Source organism: Pseudomonas sp. NFX224, from assembly GCF_048565165.1.
Lineage (GTDB): Bacteria > Pseudomonadota > Gammaproteobacteria > Pseudomonadales > Pseudomonadaceae > Aquipseudomonas.
The window spans coordinates 6112769-6134194 of the sequence record NZ_CP183416.1; the positions used below are offsets into that span (position 1 = coordinate 6112769).

16 protein-coding genes are annotated in these 21426 nt (G+C 61.0%); 9 read left to right on the forward strand and 7 right to left on the reverse strand.

The genetic code is table 11. The annotated features are described in order from the left end of the window. Nucleotides 1–149 precede the first annotated feature (149 nt). Genes ACNYC6_RS28025 through ACNYC6_RS28035 form a run of 3 tightly spaced genes read left to right on the forward strand, consistent with a single transcriptional unit; the run spans nt 150 to nt 3525 of the window. Complete coding sequence (locus tag ACNYC6_RS28025) at nt 150–809, forward strand: hypothetical protein (protein WP_419710141.1); 660 nt, start codon at nt 150–152, stop codon at nt 807–809. A gap of 55 nt (nt 810–864) precedes the next feature. Continuing rightward, nucleotides 865–1686: a polyphosphate kinase 2 gene (gene ppk2, locus ACNYC6_RS28030; RefSeq protein WP_419710142.1), complete on the forward strand. Its 822-nt coding sequence runs from the start codon at nt 865–867 to the stop codon at nt 1684–1686. Nucleotides 1687–1734: 48 nt separating this feature from the next. Beyond that, complete coding sequence (locus ACNYC6_RS28035) at nt 1735–3525, forward strand: SulP family inorganic anion transporter (RefSeq protein ID WP_419710143.1); 1791 nt, start codon at nt 1735–1737, stop codon at nt 3523–3525. Nucleotides 3526–3570: 45 nt separating this feature from the next. On the opposite strand, the gene ACNYC6_RS28040 is transcribed toward ACNYC6_RS28035, so the two are convergent. The 6 genes from ACNYC6_RS28040 to ACNYC6_RS28065 form a co-directional block, all read right to left on the reverse strand. Continuing rightward, nucleotides 3571–5136 (reverse strand): amino acid permease, encoded by a 1566-nt coding sequence (locus ACNYC6_RS28040; RefSeq protein ID WP_419710144.1) that lies wholly within the window; start codon nt 5134–5136, stop codon nt 3571–3573. A gap of 86 nt (nt 5137–5222) precedes the next feature. Then, on the reverse strand, nt 5223–6383 hold the full coding sequence (locus ACNYC6_RS28045; protein WP_419710145.1) for an iron-containing alcohol dehydrogenase: 1161 nt from the start codon (nt 6381–6383) through the stop codon (nt 5223–5225). A gap of 3 nt (nt 6384–6386) precedes the next feature. Further along, nucleotides 6387–7778: an aldehyde dehydrogenase family protein gene (locus ACNYC6_RS28050; RefSeq protein ID WP_419710146.1), complete on the reverse strand. Its 1392-nt coding sequence runs from the start codon at nt 7776–7778 to the stop codon at nt 6387–6389. A 7-nt stretch (nt 7779–7785) separates the two neighbouring features. Next, nucleotides 7786–9159, reverse strand: a complete 1374-nt coding sequence (locus ACNYC6_RS28055) for a glutamine synthetase family protein (RefSeq protein WP_419710147.1) — start codon at nt 9157–9159, stop codon at nt 7786–7788. A 220-nt stretch (nt 9160–9379) separates the two neighbouring features. Next, nucleotides 9380–10552, reverse strand: coding sequence for a GGDEF domain-containing protein (locus ACNYC6_RS28060; RefSeq protein ID WP_419710148.1), 1173 nt, complete (start codon nt 10550–10552; stop codon nt 9380–9382). Nucleotides 10553–10710: 158 nt separating this feature from the next. Beyond that, nucleotides 10711–11601 (reverse strand): LysR substrate-binding domain-containing protein, encoded by an 891-nt coding sequence (locus tag ACNYC6_RS28065; protein ID WP_419710149.1) that lies wholly within the window; start codon nt 11599–11601, stop codon nt 10711–10713. A gap of 126 nt (nt 11602–11727) precedes the next feature. On the opposite strand from ACNYC6_RS28065, the gene ACNYC6_RS28070 reads away from it, so the two are divergent. The 4 genes from ACNYC6_RS28070 to ACNYC6_RS28085 all read left to right on the forward strand — a co-directional run bounded on the left by ACNYC6_RS28070 (nt 11728) and on the right by ACNYC6_RS28085 (nt 16800). Beyond that, nucleotides 11728–13074, forward strand: coding sequence for an NAD(P)/FAD-dependent oxidoreductase (locus ACNYC6_RS28070; protein ID WP_419710150.1), 1347 nt, complete (start codon nt 11728–11730; stop codon nt 13072–13074). A 35-nt stretch (nt 13075–13109) separates the two neighbouring features. Next, nucleotides 13110–14756, forward strand: a complete 1647-nt coding sequence (locus tag ACNYC6_RS28075; RefSeq protein ID WP_419710151.1) for an FAD-dependent oxidoreductase — start codon at nt 13110–13112, stop codon at nt 14754–14756. A 4-nt stretch (nt 14757–14760) separates the two neighbouring features. Next, the gene (locus ACNYC6_RS28080; RefSeq protein ID WP_419710152.1) at nt 14761–15930 is read left to right on the forward strand and encodes an NAD(P)/FAD-dependent oxidoreductase; all 1170 of its coding nucleotides are present in this window, start codon (nt 14761–14763) and stop codon (nt 15928–15930) included. Nucleotides 15931–16002: 72 nt separating this feature from the next. Further along, nucleotides 16003–16800 (forward strand): transporter substrate-binding domain-containing protein, encoded by a 798-nt coding sequence (locus ACNYC6_RS28085; RefSeq protein ID WP_419710153.1) that lies wholly within the window; start codon nt 16003–16005, stop codon nt 16798–16800. 46 nt (nt 16801–16846) lie between these two features. On the opposite strand, the gene ACNYC6_RS28090 is transcribed toward ACNYC6_RS28085, so the two are convergent. After that, nucleotides 16847–18223: a hypothetical protein gene (locus tag ACNYC6_RS28090; RefSeq protein ID WP_419710154.1), complete on the reverse strand. Its 1377-nt coding sequence runs from the start codon at nt 18221–18223 to the stop codon at nt 16847–16849. Nucleotides 18224–18648: 425 nt separating this feature from the next. Here ACNYC6_RS28090 and ACNYC6_RS28095 point away from each other — a divergent pair, with 425 nt between their 5' ends. Together ACNYC6_RS28095 and ACNYC6_RS28100 are read left to right on the forward strand one after the other, a co-directional pair. Continuing rightward, nucleotides 18649–19899, forward strand: a complete 1251-nt coding sequence (locus ACNYC6_RS28095) for an OprD family outer membrane porin (RefSeq protein WP_419710155.1) — start codon at nt 18649–18651, stop codon at nt 19897–19899. Nucleotides 19900–20059: 160 nt separating this feature from the next. After that, a complete protein-coding gene (locus ACNYC6_RS28100; RefSeq protein WP_419710156.1) occupies nt 20060–21415 on the forward strand; it encodes a spinster family MFS transporter in 1356 nt (451 codons plus the stop codon). Nucleotides 21416–21426: the final 11 nt, after the last annotated feature.

Here is a 21426-nt window from a genome sequence, read left to right on the forward strand (position 1 = left end):
GACGAATTGGCGCGATTATAGAGGCTCTTCCAATTGCGTGCCGATTAACTCGCGGCCCGCCACACCAGCGTCAGGTTTTTTTGAATCTACAATGAAGAGCAGCTGAAAAACCGGGTATCACGCGAGTACGGAACCGCGAGGTGGGACGCATGCAAGGCACTGAACTGCAAAAGCGGGCACGTGTGCTCGATCCTGTCGATCGGGTCACGGAAGTGATCTTCGGTTTGCTGATGGCGATGACGTTCACCGGCACCATCAGCGTCGCGACGGGAGGCCAGGAAGCGGAACGCACGATGATGTACGCCGCGCTCGGCTGCAACCTCGCCTGGGGGCTCGCCGATGCGGTGATGTATCTGTTGCGAACCCTGATCGAGCGCACGCGCAATCGCACGTTGCTGGCCAGTTTGCGCAGCGGGACGGACGCGGCGGGGCAGGCGCTGATTGCCGAGGCACTGCCGGCGCGCCTCTCGGCTGCCGCCGGTGCCGAGGAACTGGAAGCGCTGCGTCGACGCCTGGTCGCATTTGCCGAGACATCGGTACAACCGCGGCTGGGTTGGGATGATTTCATCGGCGCCCTCGGGGTTTTCCTGTTGGTTGTGCTGTCGACATTCCCGCTCGTGGTGCCATTCCTGTTGCTCGACGAGACAGGGTTGGCTGTGCGTCTATCGAACCTGATCGGGCTCGGGGTGCTGTTCATTTCCGGCTGGATACTGGCGCGATACGCCGGTGGAAAACCCTGGCAAGGCGGGGTCGCGCTGGCGGTGACCGGCGCGGTGTTGATCACCGCGATTATCGCTCTTGGCGGTTGAGGGTGGACTAGACTCATCCCGTTAACCGTCGGTGCTAATCGGTGAGGAATCGGCCATGGCAAAGGATAAAAAGAGCGCCTCCAAAGGTAATCCCGCTAGCCGCTTGAAGCTGTCGAACAAAGACTATCTTGAACAGTTGCGCCGACTGCACGTCGAGCTGGTCAAGTTGCAGGAGTGGGTGAAAGCGGAAGGCATCAAGATCTGTATCGTCTTCGAGGGGCGTGATGGCGCCGGCAAGGGCGGGACGATCAAGGCAATCACCGAGCGCGTCAGCCCGCGCGTGTTTCGGGTGGTTGCGCTGCCTGCGCCGACTGAGCGCGAAAAAAGCCAAATGTACGTGCAGCGTTACTTGCCCCACCTGCCTGCCGCTGGCGAAGTGGTGATCTTCGACCGCAGTTGGTACAACCGCGCGGGTGTCGAGCGCGTGATGGGGTTCTGCAGCAAAGAACAGGTGGCCACGTTCCTCAAGTCAGTCCCCCATGTGGAGCGTGCGATCGTCGATTCGGGCGTGATCCTGCTCAAGTACTGGCTGGAAGTCAGCCCTGATGAGCAGACCCGTCGACTGGAAGCGAGGATCAAGGATGGGCGCAAAATCTGGAAGCTGACGTCCATGGACCTCAAGTCCTATAGCCGTTGGTACGACTATTCCCGCGCTCGCGACGACATGTTCGAGGCAACCGACACCGATCACGGACCGTGGCTGGTGGCTGACTCGAACGACAAACGACGGGCCCGCCTCAACATCATTTCCGATTTGCTCAGCCGCATCCCGTACAAAGATGTACCGCGTGAAAAGGTCGTTCTGCCCAAGCGGCAGAAGCCCGGCGGCTATCGCGAGCCCGACTATCCGCTCAGGCGCATTGCGCAAAAATTCTGACCGCACGCTCACGCAAAACTGCCCCGCACAGCAAAGGGTCACGGTCCTATGAGTCAGTCGGATGCTTCGCCTCCCGTCCCGGAGCCGGGACGGATTGCACGTCGCGATAGCGGTGAGGATCGCAAGCGCTGGAGTCGCTGGGTGCCGGGGCTGCGCACGCTGCGCGAATACCAGATTGCCTGGCTTCGGCACGACCTCGTGGCCGGACTGGTGCTGACCACCATGCTGGTGCCGGTCGGTATTGCCTATGCGGTGGCATCGGGTGTTCCCGGCATCTATGGCCTCTACGCGACCATCGTGCCGCTGCTCGCCTACGCGTTGTTCGGGCCCAGCCGGATTCTGGTGTTGGGGCCGGATTCCTCGCTGGCGGCGGTGATTCTCGCGGTCGTCCTGCCCCTGTCGGGCGGTGATCCGCAACGGGCCGTGGCCCTCGCGGGCATGATGGCGATTGTCTCGGGAGCGGTGTGCATTCTGGCCGGCATCGCGCGGCTGGGCTTCATCACCGAGCTGCTGTCAAAACCGATTCGCTACGGTTACATGAACGGCATCGCGTTGACGGTGTTGATCAGCCAGTTGCCGAAGTTCTTCGGTTTTTCCATCGAAGCCGAAGGACCGCTGAGAAACCTGTGGGCCATCGCCACGGCGGTCATGGAAGGCAAAACCAACTGGACGGCATTCACGGTCGGCGCTGCCACGTTGGTGGTGATCCTGTTGCTCAAACCCTACAAACGCATACCGGGCATTCTGATTGCCGTGGCTGGCGCGACGGTCGCCGTGGGGCTGCTGGATCTGGCGGCGCGGGCCGGGGTGAAGGTGCTGGGTTCGCTACCGCAAGGCTTGCCGGCGCTCGATATTCCGTGGATCACCACGGCCGATATCGTGCCGGTGGTCATCGGCGGTTGTGCCGTCGCCCTGGTGTCGTTTGCCGACACCAGCGTGCTGTCGCGTGTCTATGCCGCGCGGACCCGCACGTATGTCGACCCGAACCAGGAAATGGTCGGGCTCGGCGTCGCCAACCTTGCGGCCGGTTTTTTCCAGGGTTTTCCCATCAGCAGCAGTTCCTCACGCACCCCCGTGGCCGAGGCGGCAGGCGCCAAAACCCAATTGACCGGCATCGTCGGCGCGATTGCCGTCGCCTTGCTGTTGTTGGTGGCGCCGGACTTGCTGCAGAACCTGCCTAACAGCGCTTTGGCGGCAGTGGTGATCGCCTCGGCCATCGGTCTGATCGAAGTCACTGACCTGCGGCGCATCTATCGAATCCAGCGCTGGGAGTTCTGGCTGTCGATTGTCTGCACGGTCGGCGTGGCCGTGTTCGGTGCGATCGAGGGGATCGGCCTGGCCATCCTGATTGCGGTCATCGAATTCCTCTGGGATGGCTGGCGGCCGTACTCAGCGGTGTTGGGGCGTGCCGCAGGTGTGCAGGGCTACCATGACATCCAGCGTTATCCCGATGCGCGTCTTATCCCGGGTCTGGTTCTGTTTCGCTGGGACGCGTCGCTGTTTTTCGCCAACGCCGAACTGTTCCATGACCGGGTGCTGGACGCCGTGGCGGCATCGCCAACGCCCGTGCGCTGGCTGGTGGTCGCGGCAGAGCCCATCACCAGCGTGGACGTAACGTCCGCCGACATGTTGGCTGAGCTGAATGAAACCTTACAGGCGGCGGGCATCGGGTTGTGCCTGGCCGAGATGAAGGACCCGGTCAAAGACAAGCTGAAGCGATTCGGGCTGTTCACGCGATTGGGCGAGGGCGCTTTCTTTCCAACACTGGGCGCGGCGGTCAGCCGCTACCTCACGTTGCATCCGGTGGATTGGGCTGATTTGGAGGACGACGATCACTGAGCCGTGTCGCACAGGCTCAGTGATCGTCCTTCAAGGTGGTCCGGGTCAACTTCCGGCCTGTTTGTTCAACGCCGCTTCAGTTGCCGCAATTTCAGCCTGACGCTTGACGATCACATCACCCACCGGCGGCCCCTGGAAGCGTCGTGCTTCAAAGCCGAACCAGACGATGGCCGTCAGCACCAGGAAACCGATGGTGATGTACAGCGCCCAATCGTTCGGCGGCTGGATGCCGATGACGAAAATGATCACCATCGACAGGACCGAGAGCAGGGCGAACACCGTGTACCAGAAACGCCCCATGTTCCATGGGCCCATGGTCGGCCACTTTGAGGTGCCGTAGGCAAACAGACCCAGCACGATGGGAATGACGAAGGAGAAGAACAGGAAGATCACCGTGCAGGACACGACGATGGTGTAGACCGGTGTTTCGCCGATCGAGATCACCGACGATCCCCAGACGAACAGCACCGCCAGCGTGGCACCGGTCCAGATGGCCGCCACCGGGCTGCGAAAGGTCGGCGAAACCGAGGCCAGTGCCTTGGAACACGGCAGGCCGCCATCGCGGGAGAACGCGAAGATCATGCGTGAAACCGACGTCACCGTGGCCAGTCCGCAGAGCACCTGCGAGATGAAGATCGCCACATAAAGCGCAAGTTTGAGTGTTGGGTTCACCTGGGTATCCATGGCCCAGAAAAATACACTCCAGCCATGGGTGGCCGCTTCGTCCATGCTCGGCAACATCAGCACGAAGGCGCTGAGCATCACCCAGCCGAACAGCAGCGACCAGACCACTGACATCACCATGCCCCGGGGCACCGACATCGCTGCATTGCGGGTCTCTTCGGAGGTGTGCGCGGAGGCGTCGTAGCCGGTGATGGTGTAGATCGGCAGCAGCAGGCCGAGCATGAAGATCCAGCCGTTGGACACCTGTGGCCAGACGCTGCCGCCCGCTTCGCCGGAGTAGTTGCCGAAGGTCACCAGCCGCGAGAACTCATAACCGGGTGCCGAGATCAGGCAGACGACGGTCAACGCCAGTGCGGTGGCGAAAATCAGGTAGCCGGAAAAGTCAGTGAGTCTGGCGGTCAGGCCGATGCCCAGGTGATTACACAAGGCCTGGAGCCCGGTGAGGATGGCCAGGAAAATTACCCGGGTCGTGGTGGTGTCCTCCATGCCCAGTGCCGGGCCGAAAGCGCCGAAGAAAAAGTAATAGGTGCCGACGTTGATCGCACCGAGCACCGTCACCAGCCCCAGCAGGTTGAACCAGGCCGTGAGCCAGCCGGTGAAGCGGTTGCCGAGAATCGAGCCCCAGTGATACAGGCCGCCAGCGGTGGGATAGGCCGAGGAAATCTGCGCCATGGCCAGGGCGAATACCCCGGAGATAAGGCAACCGATCGGCCAGCCGATACCGATCGCGGCCCCGCCTGCACCCGAAGTGCCCTGGGCCAGTGAGTTGATGCCTCCGGAAAGGATGCAGATGATCGAAAAGGAAATCGCAAAGTTGGAGAAAACACCCATCCGTCGCGAGAGCTGCTGGGCATAGCCCATGCTGTGCAGCACCTTGACGTCATCGTCATGCGGCGCGTCGGTACCGGGCTGGCTTGCTGGGTTCATTGTTGTGTGCCCCTTCAGGTTTGGGTGCAGGCCGAACTGCGCCGCCGTAGGCTGCGACCTGGTTTTCTGTAGGAGTAAGCTCGCTCCTACAGTCGGCCGTGGTAAGCCGCGTCGAAAATTTCCGCCACGCCGGCCTTGGTCAATGGCAATGGATTGCCACCCGCCGAGGGGTCGACTACCGCCATGTCCGCAATCAGGTCCGCCTGTTTGCCGTCCACGCCCAACTCGAACAGCGTGTGCGGCACGGCAACGTCCTTGCGCAATTTGAGGACGAAGGCCATGAAGCTGTCGAAGCCCGGGGAGGACAGGTGCAAGTAGGCAGCCAGACGGGTGATGCGTTCTTCGATGGCCGGTCGATTGAATTTCAGGACGTAGGGCATCAGGGTCGCGTTGGTCATGCCGTGATGGGTGTCGTACAGCGCGCCAATCGGATGCGCCAGGGCATGCATGCCGCCCAGGCCTTTCTGGAAAGCAGTGGCGCCCATTGCCGCCGCCGCGAGCATTTGCCCGCGTGCATCGAGGTCCGAAGGTGTGTGTACGGCGCGCACCAGTGCATGGCTCACCAGGCGCATACCTTCCACCGCGATGCCATCGGCCATGGGATGAAAACCGGGGGCGCAATACGATTCCAGACAATGCGACAACGCATCCATGCCCGTGCCGGCAGTGACTTTGGCAGGCATGCCAACGGTCAGGGCCGGGTCGCTGATGACCACCCGCGGCATCATTTTCGGGTGGAAAATAATCCGCTTGGTGTGGGTGCGATCATCGATGATCACCGCCGCCCGGCCCACTTCAGAGCCCGTGCCCGCCGTGGTCGGCACTGCGATGATCGGGGCGATGCGGCTTTCATCGGCGCGGGTCCAGTAGTCACCGATGTCTTCGAAATCCCAGACCGGGCGCGTCTGGCCGCTCATGAACGCAATCAGCTTGCCCATGTCCAGGCCACTGCCGCCGCCGAAGGCGACCACGCCATCGTGGTTGCCTGCGCGCCAGGCATCGAGCCCGCCGGCCAGGTTGGCTTCGACCGGATTGGGCTTGAGGTCGCAAAACAGCGCAGCGGCCAAACCTGCATCGCGTAACGAGTCCAGCGCTGCCGTGGTGATCGGCGCCCGTCCCAGTCCGCTGTCGGTGACCAGCAGCGGTCGCTGGATACCCTGGCTGCGACAGACCTCGGCCAATTCACTGATGCGGCCGACACCGAAGCGAATGCTGGTGGGGTAGTTCCAGTTTCCAGTCAGGCTCATGGCTCAGATCTCGTGGCGCAGATGGAAGGATTTGGCGCGGGTCAGGTTGTCGTAGCCGAGACGCGACAGCGTGACGCCGCGCCCGCTGTTTTTCACCCCGGTCCAGGCCAGCGCCGGGTCGAGGTAATCGCAGCGGTTCATGAACACGGTGCCGGTTTCAATCTCGTTGCCCAGGTGTTCGGCGGCGGCGAGATCCTGAGTCCAGATCGATGCACTGAGCCCGAATTCACTGTCGTTCATCAAGGCGATTGCTTCGTCGTCGCTGGCCACCGGCATGATGCCGACCACCGGACCAAAGCTTTCATCGCGCATGACCGACATTTGATGGGTGACGTCGACCAACACCTGCGGCGCGAGGTAGGCGCTGCCCGGCACGTCGGCGGCAAACGCCTGCGGATCGATCAGCGCCGTCGCGCCTTGGGCCACGGCTTCGGCGATCTGCGCACGGACGAAAAACGCCGCGCCCGGCGTCACCAGCGGACCGAGGGTGGTGGCCTCGTCCAGCGGATTGCCCAGCACGTACTGGCGAGTCAGTTCGGCAAAGCGTTCGACGAACACCGGATAGATGTTCTGGTCGACGTAGATGCGTTCGACGGCGCAGCAGCTCTGCCCGGAATTGAAGAAACTGCCGTCCACCAGATTCTCTACCGCATGCTCAAGGTTGGCATCTGCGCGCACGTAAGCCGGGTCTTTGCCGCCGAGCTCCAGGCCCATGCCGAGAAATCTTGCACTGGCGGCGTTTTCCATGACTTTGCCGGCCTCCACGGAGCCAGTGAAGTTCACCTGCTGCACCCGCCCGGAGGCAATGACTGCCCCGGTCGACACATGGTTGAGCAGCAGATTCTGGAACAGCCCTTCGGGCAGATTCGCGCGGCGCATGGCTTCGGCGAAACGCTCGCCCACCAGCAGCGTTTGCGATGCGTGTTTGAGGATCACGCTGTTGCCGGCCATCAGCGCCGGGATGATCGTGTTGACCGCCGTCAGGTAGGGGTAATTCCACGGTGCGACGACCAGTACCGTGCCCAGCGGTTCACGTTTGATCTGCCGTCGAAAACCGGCGATGGGCGTGGGTTCAAGTGCGGTCAGCGCGTCATGCGCGATGCCGATCATGTATCGCGCCCGCTCTTCGAAACCGCGCAACTCGCCAGCGCCGTAGCGCACCGGACGGCCCATTTGCCAGGCCAGTTCCGGGACAATGTCGGCTTTCATGGCCAGCATCGCGTCCACGGCGGCGCTGCAAAAAGCCGCGCGTTCGCTCAGTGGCCGGCGCTTCCATTGCGCCTGGGCGGTGGCGGCTGCCGCCAGAGCCTGTTCGATGTGTGCCACATCGGCGCACTGACGCTCGGCATAAATCCGGCCATCGACTGGCGAGATGAGTTGAATCGTTGCTGTCATGATCGCCTCAATAGCGCTCGAAGCCGCGTTGCAATTCCCAGTCGGTGATCCGCCGGTCGTACTCTTTCTGCTCCCACTCGGCGGTGTGCACGTAGTGATCGATCACTTCATCACCGAACGCCTCGCGCAGCATGCTCGACCCCTGGAGCGCGGCACTGGCATCGCGCAGGGTCTTGGAGACTTCCGGCAATTGCTCGTCGAGATAGGCATCGCCTTCGAAGGGCGGGGTGAGCTCGAGTTTTTCGTCGATGCCGGCCAGCCCGGCCGCGATCAATGCGGCGAAGGCCAGATACGGGTTGAGATCGGCACCGCCTATGCGGCATTCGATGCGGATGGACTTGCTGCTTTCGGCGCACAAGCGAAAGCCGGCAGTGCGATTGTCCCGGCTCCATACCGCGCGGGTCGGGGCGAAGGTGCCGGCCTGAAAGCGCTTGTAGGAGTTGATGTAGGGCGCGAGAAAACAGGTGATGTCGTTGGCGTATTTGAGCTGTCCGGCGACCCATGCACGCATTAGCTTGGACATGCCGAACTCGGCCTTGGCATCGTAGAACAGCGGCTTCTTGGCGTTCTTGTCCCACAGCGAGTTGTGAATGTGGCTGCTGGACCCGGCGGCGTCATAGCGCCACTTGGCCATGAAGGTGATTGCCTTGCCCTGTAGCTGCGCGATCTCTTTGCAGGCGTGCTTGATGATGACGTGATGGTCGGCCATGGTCATGGCGTCGGCGTAACGGATGTTGATCTCTTCTTGCCCCGGTCCCCATTCACCCTTGGAGTTTTCCACCGGAATCCCGCAGGCCTGCAGGTGCTTGCGGATCGCCCGCAGCACCGGTTCTTCGCGGGTGGTCTGCAGGATGTTGTAGTCCTCGATATAGTGCCCGGCGGTTTTCGGCTTGTGGTAGTTGCGCTTGTGGATGGCTTCGTAACTTTCGTCGAACAGGTAGAACTCCAGTTCCGAGGCGAACATGCCGGTGTAGCCGCGCTGGCGCAGACGCTCGACCTGTCTTTTCAGAATCGCCCGGGGGCTGTGCGGCAGGTCTTGCCGATGGTGATGGTCGAGCACATCGCACAGCACCAGCGCCGTACATTCCAGCCACGGCACCTTGCGCAGGGTACGCATGTCGGGCTTGAGCACAAAGTCGCCGTAGCCCTTGCTCCAACTGGCCGCGGCGTATCCCGGAACCGGCTCCATGTCGATGTCGTCGGCCAGCAGGTAGTTGCAGCAGTGGGTTTCTTCATGACCGCTGTCGATGAAAAACTCGACCTGAAATCGCTTGCCCACCAGCCGTCCCTGCATGTCGACCATGCACACCAGCACGGTGTCGATTTCGCCAGAGGCGGCAGCACGCTTGAGTTGGTCAAAACTGAGAAAAGGCTCGGTCATTACGGCAATCCTGCGCAAATTGTTTGGGCCTGTCTGAGATAGCTGTTGCAGACGCTCTCCAGAAAAATCCAACAACTGCCGCCGCGAGCATCGTGGGCAATAAGCTGCAGTAAGCTTAGCCTACTGTCGGTTTTCGCAAGTTTTCACGGATTGAAGCTTCGATTTTCCCACCGCCGTGGCGGCGATCAGTTGGGCAGAGGAGAAGGGGCCGCATCCTGAGTTAGCGTGCAGACTCGCTGCTCGCCACGGTCCGGTCGACCAGGCGGATGCTGTTTCGCCCGCCACGCTTGGATTCATACAGCGCGGCGTCACCTTGCTCGATCAATGTCGCCAGGTTGGCCGGTGGATGGTCGAACAAGCTGGCGCCGATGCTCAGGGTCACCGCTTCAGGCGTGGTGAAGGTCAGTGAGGCGGCGCTGTGAAATTGATCACGCAATGCGTTGCCCATCTTCACGATTCGCTCCTTTGACGCGTTGCTCAGCAGGATGACGAACTCGTCGCCGCCCAACCGCGCAGCAAGCGCGTCTTTGGGTAACACCGAGCGGATCATCTCGCTCAGCGACACCAGCAACCGGTCGCCTGCGGTATGGCCGTACAGGTCGTTGACCGGTTTGAAGTTATCGATATCGATCAGCAGCAGCGCGCCCGGTCGAGCGCTCGAGACTTCACTCAACAAGCGCGGTGCCCGCACTTCGAGGGCGCGCCGGTTGTACAGGGCGGTCAGTGGATCGCGTTCGGCCAGCCGGGCGATTTGCTTCTCCCTTCGATAGCGCTCGGTCCCGGTCATCGACAGTGCGATCAGCATGATCGCCATCACGCCTTCGACCAGGGAGATCTGAATGATCTCGCCACGAAAGGCCGCGAGGTCTATCAGGGTGCCCGGCACCACGGCCGTTATCGACTTGATGAGATAGAAAAAACCATGGGCCAGCAGTACGTAACGCAGCTGAACCGCCCCCACGCTCAGCGACTTCCCGTGAGGGCGCAGCAGGAAACTGGCCCGCAGTGACAACAGGGCGACCAGTAGCGAGTTGGCGAGCAACATGATCTTTGACCACGAAGGCTCGTCCGGCAGCAACAGCAATGCCAGCCAGGCGACAAAGATCAGATTCCAGGCACGGGACAGGCGCGCCTGGGTGAAACGGGCGACACCCAACAGGAAAAACCAGTGGGCCAACACCAATAGGCCGTTGGCGAACCAGATACCGACCAGCAACAGGCCGATCCCGCGCAACAAGGCGAGCGTCGAACCCACGGTAATCGTCGCAAAACCTGCGCTCCAGAACAGCAGCGAGGGTTCACGAATGCTGCGCCACTCGACCGCCAGGTACAGCGCAGCGGCTGCCGCGAGGGCGATCGAGAGGGTCAACATCGTGGGAGGGTCGAGCGCCATAGCTTTGTTGCCTTTCTGAATGCGGTGCAAAGGCGTGATTGTAAGTGGTTCAGTGGATGACAGCATCGTCTAGCGTTGACCGCCGGGCACATCCCGAATGCCATTTCTCCTGTGGTGCGAGCATCGAGGAATCACTCGACAGCGGCGCAAACGCAAGGCTACTTGACGCTTTCGCTCCCGATTACATCTTGCTCCAGCCACTCGATGAACTCGGAAAAACCGCTCGACCGTTTCACCCGCTTCGGATAAACCAGCGTGTAGCGCGCGCCCGTAACGATGCTGCCTGAATGCACGCGTGTCAGTTGCTGGTTGAGCAATTCATCTTGTGTCAGCACGGCGTCGACGAGTGCGATGCCCTGACCGCATTTCACGGCGACAATCGCGGATTCCAGCGTATCGAAGGTCAGGTGCGCGTTATCGGCGCCGGTTGAATCCGGGTAGTACTCATCCCAGCGACGCCAGTCGAGGCGATCCATACTGGAGTCCACCAGCCGTGCGGTCTTGAGTACCTCTTCGGCAGTGGTTCCGGCGAGCAATGTCGGCGAGCACACCGGAATCAATTCCTCTTCCCACAGATCCAGCGCTTCGAAGTCAGGCCATGTGGCGGTTCCGTAGGCGATCATCGCGTCGACCGATTCAAACGCAAAATCGGGAAAGCGGTGATACACCGTGTCGATACTGACGGTCACTTGCGGATGCAAGCGATAAAACGCCGTGAGCCGTGGAATCAGCCAGCGCGCCGCCATGGTCGGATGCGCGCGCAGGCTGACACTTTTTCCGACTGTGGCGAGCATGTGCGATGCGTCCGACAGCAGGCCGATGACCTGCTCCGCAACCGGCACCAGCGACCGGCCTTCGGCGGTGAGCACGATCTTGCGCGTGTGCCGCTCGAACAGGCGGCTCTCCAGGCGTGCCTCCAATTGCGCAACCTGCCGACTCACCGCGCTCTGGCTCAGGTGAAGCTGTTCACCGGCCTGGCCAAAATTGCCCGTCTTCGCAACCGTCAGGAAGGCCTGCAAAAGCTCGATGGATGGAAGTTGGCGGCTCATCGTTCTATGCGCTCCTCGCATGGGATTAATGCGGATACATCACTGTAATTTCAGCGGGTCGGGGCACATTCTTAGCCGAAACAGCGACGCGGCGCTACGCGTCATTTTCAACCTGACGGTTCCCCTATGAACATTCCAGAAGCAGCATTTGCCAGCGTGTCGACGCCCCAGGGTGAGCTCCTGCCTCGTGAAGTCGACGTGGCGATCATAGGCGCCGGTCTGATGGGGTGTGCGTGCGCGTACTACCTTAGCAAAGCGGGCGCCAAGGTTCTTCTCCTTGAAAAAAGCACGCTGGCGGGCCAGCAGTCGTCACGCGCCTGGGGCTTTGTTCGCCAGCAATCGCGTGACGAAGCCGAGGTGCCGCTGATGCAGGCCAGCATCGAGATCTGGCGCTCGCTGGAACGTGAACTGCAGACCGACCTGGGATGGCGCAACGACGGCTGTCTTTTTGTCGCGGGCAATGAAGCTGAACGTGATGGCTACGAATCGTGGCTGTCGGTCGCGCGCAGCTTTTCGGTCGATACCGTGATGCTGTCGCCGCGTGAGGTGGAAAAGAAACTGCCGGGTTACGCCGTCCCGCAACTGGGCGGCTTGTTCACCGCCAGCGACGGCCAGGCAGAGCCCACGCTCGTGGCCCGCGCCTTCGCGATGCGTGCCCGTGAACTGGGTGCACACATCGTTGAGCATTGTGGCGCCAAAGGCATCGACGTCGCCGCCGGCCAGGTGGTGGGTGTTGAAACCGAGCGCGGTTACGTGAAAGCGAAAACGGTGGTGTGCGCTGCGGGCGTCACGACGTTCCGCCTGCTGAAAATGCTCGGCATCGAACTGCCACAGCAACTGGTCAGGGGCACAGTGGCGCGAACCACGTCCGGGCCGACGCTGAGCGGCATTTCCACGATCGCCAACGGCGTGGGTTTCCGGCAAAGGCTCGACGGCAGCTTCAACATCGCCGACGACGCCCATGTCGACGTCGACATGACGCTCGGTCATCTGCGCGCCCTGCATTGGTATGCGCCTTCGCTGTGGGCACACCGCAAATCGTTTCGCTTCAATCTCAACGGTGCCTGCCTGACCGATCTGCACCAGCGCATGCCGTGGTCGGAATCGGCGCGGCTAGGGCAGGGGATTCACGTGCGCAACCCGCTTATACCACCGAATGAAAAAGGCCTGGGCACCGCCATGAGCGCGCTCAAGGCCGCGTTCCCCGGACAGTTGAATACCCAGATCGCCGACCGCTGGGCGGGCGCGATTGATGTGTTGCCGGACGGCATTCCCGTCATCGACGCGCACACTTCGCCGCGCGGCCTGGCCGTCGCCACCGGATTCTGCGGCCACGGCTTTGCCATGGGCCCCATCGTCGGCAAGACCCTGGCCAGCTGGATCGACTCCGGCGCCCCGGGACTGGATATGCGCCAGTTGCGTCTGTCGCGATTTGCCGAGGGTGACGTCAAGCCACCGTCGTCGCTGTTCTAGTCGTTGCCAATGCGTCATTTCTCCGGAGAAATACGGTGACCAAACAAAACATCTATTACGATCCCGCCTCGGTGGCAGGCAAAGCACCACCGATCAGCGACGAAACCGATATTCTCATCGTCGGCGCCGGCCCAGCGGGGCTCGCCGCCGCATTGACCGCCGCCGGGCATGGCCTGCGCGTCACGCTGGTGGACGAAAATCCGGTCCCCCTCGAAACCATGGGCGAAGAGGTGCCGCTGCATTTCGGCGGCAGAATGGGCGCGGCGGTAGCCAACCGCAACAGTGTGCTGCAGACCCTGCTCGACGCCCGTCCGGAGATTGCCGAAGCGCTCGACGCCGGGGTCGACGTGCGACTCGGCACGGCGGTCTGGGGACTGTTCCCGCAACAACCCACCACGGCGTGGATCGAGGGCGCCGTTGCCGGTCTGGCCGATGAGGAAAATGCCTGGCTGCTGCGTTTCAAACAGGTCATCGTCGCTGCCGGCAGACGCGACATGGGGCTGGCCTTTGATGGGTGGCATCGCCCCGGCGTCATGGGCGCCAGCGCTGCTCATCGGCTTGCGACCGTTTACGAGGCGCTGGATTGCAAGCGCGCCGTGCTGGTCGGCAGCGACACACAAGCGCTGGCGACGGCCCATGCGCTGATCAGCAAGGGCGTGCGTATCGTCGCAATCATTGAGCAGGCCGGACACGTGAGCGGCGATGCGGCGCTGCTCGGTTTGCTGGTTGAGCACGGCGCCCAGGTGTTGACCGGGCATGTGGTTCGCGAGGCGACCGGGGATGCGTTCGGCGTCCAGCGGATTGCCGCCATCGCCGTCGACAGGGAAGGACGACCCGTTCCCGGCTCACTGCACGAGATCGACTGCGACACGGTGCTGCTCGGCGTGGCTGCCATTCCCGCGATCGAACTGGTCGAGGCGGCGGGGTGCAGCACGACATTTCAGGGCGACCGTGGCGGTCACGTCCCCGACACCAACCCTTTGCTGCGCACGTCGCTGCCCTTCGTCCTGGTGGCGGGTGATTGCGCTGGCGTATGGGCCTCAAAAAGCCTGGACGACAACATTTCCCGGCGCGAAGGCCGGCTCGCCGCGCAAACCGCTCTGGCCGCGCTGGGTGTCGATATCAATGAGGTCGACACGGCGCCGATTCCTGATCAGCCTGTTTTCGACATCGCAACCCATCGCGCGGCTTGGGTGCGTGCCTCCACCTTCCACGCGCAGAACCAACCCTTCGTTTGCTTGTGCGAAGAGGTGACGGCCAGCGAAATCCTCGGGCAACAGCCGCCACGTTATCTCGACTGGACACCCGCCGATGCAGCGTTGAAAGACGCCATGCCAAACACTTCGCCAAACCCGGATGTGACCAAGCGTCTGACCCGGGCCTGCATGGGCCCATGCCAGGGCCGTCGTTGCCGCGAGCAGGTGGCGACCTTGATCGGCATCGGCGCCGGGGTGAATACCGAGGACATCGCGCTCGCCTCGTTTCGTCCACCGGTGCGCCCATTGTCGCTGCAACAGGCCGGGCAGGTCGAAGAGGTGCCGCAGATGCAAAGTCGATGGGATGCCTGGTTTGACATGCCATCGCAGTGGACACCGTTCTGGTTGTGCACCGGGCAACAGACTGTCGCCAGGCATCCGCTGGACGCCGCCCGACCTATCCATCCGTCGCAACACGAGGGCTGAGACCATGCAGGCAGTTACGAAATCGACCACCAGCGCCTCCGTCGTCATCATCGGTGGCGGCGTGACCGGGTTGAGCGCCGCGTGGTGGCTGGCGCGCGATGGCGTCGACGTGCAGGTCCTTGACGCAAGCCTGATTGGCTGGGGCGCATCGGGACGTAACGGCGGCGGATGCTCGCATCACCACAGTCCGTTGTTTGTCGAAGAGCAGCGGCTGTGGCCGATGATGGACGAACTGCTCGGTTATCCGACCGAGTACCGCCCGGATCGCATCAGTATCGACCTGACCGAGCACCAGATTTCCCTCGATCAGAAAGTCGTGGATGAAGCCGCCTGGTACGGCTTGCGCGTCGATCTCCTGGACCCTCAGCAGGTTCGCGAACTCGTTCCTTTTGCCGGTGACAACGTGCTGGCGGGCTACTACTATCATTTCGGCGGTCATGCCAATCCGCACCGTACCTTGCAAGCCTACGCATGGGCGCTGAAAAACCTCGGCGGTCGCGTACTGGAGAACACGCCCGTCGTCGGAATCGAACGCCAGGGCGATCGCGTGACAGGCGTGCGCACCGCCCAAGGCCTGATCACCTGTGATCATTTGGTGATTGCCGCAGGTCCGCATACCGGCGAATTGGCGGCCCAACTCGACGTAGACATTCCGCTGGTCACCGCACGCGCCGAAATGATCGTGACCGAGCCGCTTCCGTTGTTGGAAGTCGGCGGGGTGGATGGCAACGGTTTGTATGGCCGGCAAACCCTGCGTGGCAATCTGGCGTATGGGGGCGGCCCGCACGAATGGGTCGATCTCGCCGATCTGCGCGGCACACGTCCGCAATCGACCCCGCTGCAATGCAACATCGCCAAACGACTCGCCGAACTGTTCCCCAAGGTCGCTCACAAACGGGTGATCCGCAGTTGGGCAGGATTCATCGAAAACACGCCGGACGGTCGCCCCGTCATCGATCGTCCCGCCACGCTGGATAACGTCACTGTGGCAACGATGTCCGGTGTCGGTTTCGGGCTCTCTCCGGCGAGCGGTCATGCCATTCGTGATCTGGTGGTTGACGGGACGTGCAGTTTCGCCGATTTGTCTAGCTTCTCTCTCTCACGTTTTTCGGCACTTGAGTCTGATTGGCAAGCCATCCAGGGATGGCTGCCGTTGCCCGCGCCTGCGGCGTAAAAACCTGTTGTTTCGCTGCACGCAATTGAACCGTTCTATGTGCAACCATCCTCATAAAAATAAGGATCGACCATGAAACGAATGTTCCGCAATTTCACGTTGCTGGCCTCTATCGGCATGACGTTGTGTTCCTTCACGGCGCCCGCCAACGCCGCGGCGGAAACGCTGCGTTTTGGTGTTGCCGCGGAGCCTTATCCGCCGTTCCTGGTCAAGACCCCCACCGGGCAATTCACCGGCTTCGAACCTGACCTGATCCGGGCGCTCTGCGAGCAGTTGAAAGCCGAGTGCGAGATCAAGGAGGTGTCGTGGGACGGCATCATTCCGGCACTGCTCGCCAACAAGTTCGACGTGCTGTTCAACTCGATGGGCATCAGTCCTGAACGTCAGAAAGTCATAGCCTTTTCGCGTCCTTACTACGAGACGACGGGGGTTTTCGTCGCCCAGAAGGGCGCGAACCTGACGCTGACACCGGAAGGCCTGGCCGGTAAATCCATCGGTGTGCAGGGCTCGACCACCAACGCCGAATTCATCCGGACCGCGTACGGCAAAACCTCCGACATCCGGATCTACAACACGCAAGACGACTGCAATGCCGATTTGCTGTCCGGCCGTATCGACGTCATGTTCCTCGACAAGCTCGGCGACATCGCTTTTCTGAGTTCCGCCGACGGAGCTGACTACGAAGAGAAAGGCACCGGCAGCGTGAAAATGGACCCATTGCAGTATGGGCTGGGAGTAGGGGCGGGCTTGCGCAAGAGCGACACCGCACTCAAGGCGCGAATCGATCAGGCACTCACCCAATTGCATGAATCGGGCAAGTACACGCAGATTTCGCAAAAGTACTTTCCAGTGGATCTATGGCCATACTAGTCGTACCGACGAAGCGAGTCGCGAAAACGCAAGCTGAGGTTGCCTGTTACTGCGCCGCCTTAAGGGTTTTGACCTGGACCAGGAGCATGGAAGTATCGGAGGTTTCCACGAACAGGTCATAGGCCTCCAGGTAGAGGTACACATTGCTGGTTTGCAGCTTGCTGTCGATCACGCAAGTGACATTGCGCGCCGCTCCTTGCAGCGAGGCGACTTTTTGTGCAGCAGGAAAGGATTCACCTACCGAACATTCGAACTCCTGTTCGAACGGTTTGCCGGTGCTGTCCGTAAAGTGCTTGCTGTAGGCAATGTCACTTCCCGGTTTGATGGTTTGCCAGTCGCCATCGAGCTCGATGCCTGTAAGTGTGCTGGACGAGTCGGTTTTGCCCGCAAGCCGTGTGCTGCGCGTCTGGGCAAGTTCGATCAACCCACGCCAGCGGATGCTCACGCGTTCGCTACCCAAGGCACCCGCCGCCTGCTCGCGCCATAAGCCGCGGGTCGGGCCGGGTTGCAGATACAGGTCCATTGGGCTGTCGTTGACCACGGCACCAGGCATCATCGGGGAAGAGGCGTTGTAGGTGAATTGCAAATGGTTGAGCGTGTGGGACGCTTGTCCCTGAGGCAGCGCGTTGACCTGTGCCAACAGGGCGGCCGAAATCTCTGGCGTCGGCATTTCGGGCGGCAGTTTCTTCCGGACGACGGGCGTGGCGAGTTGCGCCAGGCTGGCGGGTTCGGCGCACACAGCGCCAATCAGACGGGTGCGTTGTTCTTTGTTTAAGGCACTGTCAACCGGCTGAAGGGGCGGCGGCAGCAGAGTCTCGCCGCTCAAACGATAAGCCTGGCGGGTGCTGGCCTGGCTGCTAGCGCAGTCGATCGCTATACGCTCCAACTGTCGGTCGTAGGGCTTGCCTTCGTTTTCATCCAGACGGGTGCGAGCAAAGTCGATGCCCGCCCATATCGAACGTCGCGTGTTGTCCATGCTCAGGGTGCCGGGGTCCAGCAACAAAGTGTCTTCGCTATCGCCGGGAAGCTGCTTCCAACTGCTGTCTCGGACTGCTTGGCACAACTGCTGGGAAATGCTCCGTGCCGGGTCTGCCGGCAGCACATAAGGACTGCTCCAGTCCTTTGAACGCCGATACGTCATGCCTGACTTCATCGATTCGCAGCCAGTGAAAATCCTGACCTGAGTCGCAGGCTCCGTGCCTTCAGCCGGCACATCAACCGTCAACACGGCGGTCTTGTCGAGCTTGAACGTGCTATCCAACGGCAGCGGCTGGCTCTGAATACGGGCAGTCATGGACTGATTTTGAACCTGCCGCTCGGCAGCGTCGCGCTTGTAGTAATCGGCCATCCCGTTGCTTTGCAGGGCACAACCCGCCAGGGTCATGGCGGCGACGACACCCGCCAGACGAAAAAATAAATCCATAGTCAACAGCTCCTTGGCACACCCGGCATTTATCAAGTCCATTTGAGTCGGCTCAACCACCAGAATCTTTAGTGCCGGATAGTGTCAGCACTGGCGCGTCCTCTCGGTACACACCAAGCTCCGCTTCTGAGTCAACTAAGGGAAATCTTTAGCCAGGTTGGAGTTTTCCCCCCTGCGGATGCTGTTCGTCTCAATACCCGCGGCGCGTCGACTGACTTACCTTCCATGGACAAGAGGCGTGTCGCCTTGACGGACTGCTCCATTGAGATCGTCAGGCGTTTTACCCCATAACAATAAGAGGCCTGACAATGCTCGACCCCATCGTCATTTATATCCTTCAGGCCATCCGCCTTTGTTTTTAGTTTGATTCTGCTCCTGCTCCTATAAATACAGTGCCCAAGCACATACAGATGTGGAGATGTCGGATGTTTCAAGTAAAACAGTCTTGCCGTGGGCTCGGTATTGCCGGCGTGTTGGGAATGATGTGTTCGCCATTGGTCGCGCAGGCCGATGTTATTGATGACAGCCACTTCAAAGTGGATATGCGTAACTTCTACTTGCACCGTAACTACACCAATACCAATGCAGTCGATTCTGAAGTGCATAGTTGGTCCCAGGGTTTCGATGCGCAGTTCACTTCCGGTTACACCGACACAGCCCTGGCCATCGGCCTTGATGTCGATGCGCAATACGCCGTGCGCCTGGATTCGTCGGGCAACGACGGCTCGCTGCCGTACAGCGTCCGTGACCAGCAGACGGCCGATGACTACAGCCGCGCCGGCGCAACCTTGAAAATGCGCTACAGCAAGACTGAGCTGAAGGTCGGTGATCTGCGCCCGCAATTGCCGGTGGCGTTCGATGACACCAGTCGGCAGTTGGATACCATCTACCAAGGGGCCGTGGTCGAGTCCAAGGAGATCGATGGGTTGACGATGACCGGTGGGCGTTTCTGGTCGGCCGTGACACGGGAGTCTTCCAACCACGAAAAACTCTACAAATACGGCTCCACCGATAATCTCGACAGCGATGGCCTGGACTTCGGTGGCGTCACGTACGACATCAGCAAAAACCTGCAAGCCAGTTATTTCTATGGCGTGTTGCACGATATTTATCAGCAACACTATTTCGGCCTGATGCATATGGCTGATCTGGGCAATGGCTACAAACTTAAAACCGACTTGCGTTACTTCAATAACAATGAAGACGGCAATGCGCTAAACGGTGAAATCGACAACCGCTCCTACGGTGGCTTGTTCAGCTTGCTCAAGGGCGCTCACATGTTTGGCCTCAGTTACCAGCGCATGCTCGGTGACAGCGTGTTCCCGACCATGAACGGTTACATCCCGCAACCTTATCTGGTGCACTGGTCGTCCCTCGGGTTTGTCCGCCCGGGTGAAAAGTCCTGGGGCGCGCGCTACAGCTATGACTTCGCCGGGATGGGCATGCCGGGGATGAAGCTCTACACCCGCTACATCAAGGGGACCAACTGGAACCGTGGCGGCAACCTGAGCGACAACCAGGAAAGCGAGCGCTATCTGGGGCTCAGCTACGTGGTGCAGAGCGGGGCGCTGCAAGGCCTAGGGCTGGATGTGCGCAACATCGATGTGAAACAAAAGTACGGCTACGACTACAACGAGTTCCGTGTCGCTACGACCTACACCTGGAAGTTCTGGTAAACCCGGTGCTCCCGGCGATTGACCCCATAACAATAAGAGGCCTGACCATGTTCCAACCCCTAGTCCTTTACATCTGCCCCGCAACTTCCCAGTCGGTGTTTTGTGCACCGTCACCCGGCGCGCTGCGCGCATGAGCGGATTCCAAGAGGAGCGAACCCTAGTGAATATTCAGGTCAATGAAGCGGTCCTGCAGAAGAAGAAAACCTACCTGTACGAGTGGTACGTGGTCGGTCTGTGCATGATCGCCTACATCTTTTCATTCGTGGATCGGCAGATCCTCGCGCTGATGATCGAGCCGATCAAGGCCGACCTGCAGATCAGCGACACCCAGTTCAGTTTGCTGCACGGCTTGGCGTTTTCGTTGTTCTACGCCTTCATGGGCATGCCCATCGCTTATCTGGCCGACCGCTTCTCCCGACCGAAAATCATCGCGGTCGGCGTGGTGTTCTGGAGCCTGGCGACCGCAGCCTGCGGCCTGAGCAAAAATTTCCTGCACATGTTCCTCGCACGTATTGGCGTCGGCGTCGGTGAAGCGGCGCTGTCGCCTTCGGCGTATTCGATGTTCAGCGACATGTTCCCCAAGGAGAAACTCGGTCGCGCCGTGGGCATCTACTCGATCGGTTCGTTTGTCGGTGGCGGCCTGGCCTTCCTCGTCGGCGGTTATGTGATCGCGATGCTCAAGGACATGAACACCATCGAGGTGGCCTTTCTCGGTGCGATGAAGGCCTGGCAACTGGCGTTTTTCATTGTCGGTTTGCCCGGTATCGTCGTTGGCCTGCTGATCTGGCTCACCGTGCGTGACCCGGCGCGCAAGGGGCTGCAAGTCGACGCGCAGGGGAAGGCGAAGAAGGTCGCGATGAGCGATGGATTGCGCTTCCTGGGTCGTCACCGTGCCACCTTCACCTGTCATTACCTGGGCTTTTCGTTCTACGCCATGGCCCTGTTCTGCTTGATGAGCTGGAGCCCGGCGCTGTACATCCGCAAGTTCGGCCTGTCGCCGATGGAGGCGGGCTACATGCTCGGCACCGTGCTGTTGGTGGCCAACACCGCCGGCGTGCTGTTCGGTGGCTGGCTCACCGACTACTTGGCCAAGAAAGGTCATCAGGACGCTGCCATGCGCACGGGCGTCATGGGTGCCCTCGGTATGGCGGTGCCGGCCGTGCTGTTCTCTCAAGTCGATCAACTGTGGCTGTCGGTGACCCTGTTGGTGCCGGCGATGTTCTTTGCCTCGTTCCCGATGCCGGCGTCCACGGCAGCCATGCAGATCCTTGCGCCGAATCAGGTGCGGGCGCAGGTCTCGGCCGTGTTTCTGCTGATCAGCAATCTGCTGGGGTTGGGCCTGGGCACCACGCTGGTGGCGCTGTTGACCGACCGCTACTTCGGGACGCCAGCGGCGGTGGGCTCTTCGATGTCGCTGGTGATCGCGGGTGCCTCGGTGTTGACCGTGCTTCTGCTGTGGCGCGGTTGCCGTCGTTTCCGCGAAAGCTATGCTCGGGAGTATCCGAGTCGGGCATGATTGTTCATAGT

What these genes read in the sequence shown, in the direction of transcription:
- ACNYC6_RS28045 (WP_419710145.1), bottom strand. Translation starts at nt 6,383, where the DNA reads ATGAGCCTGACTGGAAACTGGAACTACCCCACCAGCATTCGCTTCGGT.
- ACNYC6_RS28040 (WP_419710144.1), bottom strand. Translation starts at nt 5,136, where the DNA reads ATGAACCCAGCAAGCCAGCCCGGTACCGACGCGCCGCATGACGATGAC.
- ACNYC6_RS28065 (WP_419710149.1), bottom strand. Translation starts at nt 11,601, where the DNA reads ATGAGCCGCCAACTTCCATCCATCGAGCTTTTGCAGGCCTTCCTGACG.
- ACNYC6_RS28060 (WP_419710148.1), bottom strand. Translation starts at nt 10,552, where the DNA reads ATGGCGCTCGACCCTCCCACGATGTTGACCCTCTCGATCGCCCTCGCG.
- ACNYC6_RS28095 (WP_419710155.1), top strand. Translation starts at nt 18,649, where the DNA reads ATGTTTCAAGTAAAACAGTCTTGCCGTGGGCTCGGTATTGCCGGCGTG.
- ACNYC6_RS28070 (WP_419710150.1), top strand. Translation starts at nt 11,728, where the DNA reads ATGAACATTCCAGAAGCAGCATTTGCCAGCGTGTCGACGCCCCAGGGT.
- ACNYC6_RS28035 (WP_419710143.1), top strand. Translation starts at nt 1,735, where the DNA reads ATGAGTCAGTCGGATGCTTCGCCTCCCGTCCCGGAGCCGGGACGGATT.
- ppk2 (WP_419710142.1), top strand. Translation starts at nt 865, where the DNA reads ATGGCAAAGGATAAAAAGAGCGCCTCCAAAGGTAATCCCGCTAGCCGC.
- ACNYC6_RS28090 (WP_419710154.1), bottom strand. Translation starts at nt 18,223, where the DNA reads ATGGATTTATTTTTTCGTCTGGCGGGTGTCGTCGCCGCCATGACCCTG.
- ACNYC6_RS28025 (WP_419710141.1), top strand. Translation starts at nt 150, where the DNA reads ATGCAAGGCACTGAACTGCAAAAGCGGGCACGTGTGCTCGATCCTGTC.
- ACNYC6_RS28050 (WP_419710146.1), bottom strand. Translation starts at nt 7,778, where the DNA reads ATGACAGCAACGATTCAACTCATCTCGCCAGTCGATGGCCGGATTTAT.
- ACNYC6_RS28085 (WP_419710153.1), top strand. Translation starts at nt 16,003, where the DNA reads ATGAAACGAATGTTCCGCAATTTCACGTTGCTGGCCTCTATCGGCATG.
- ACNYC6_RS28055 (WP_419710147.1), bottom strand. Translation starts at nt 9,159, where the DNA reads ATGACCGAGCCTTTTCTCAGTTTTGACCAACTCAAGCGTGCTGCCGCC.
- ACNYC6_RS28080 (WP_419710152.1), top strand. Translation starts at nt 14,761, where the DNA reads ATGCAGGCAGTTACGAAATCGACCACCAGCGCCTCCGTCGTCATCATC.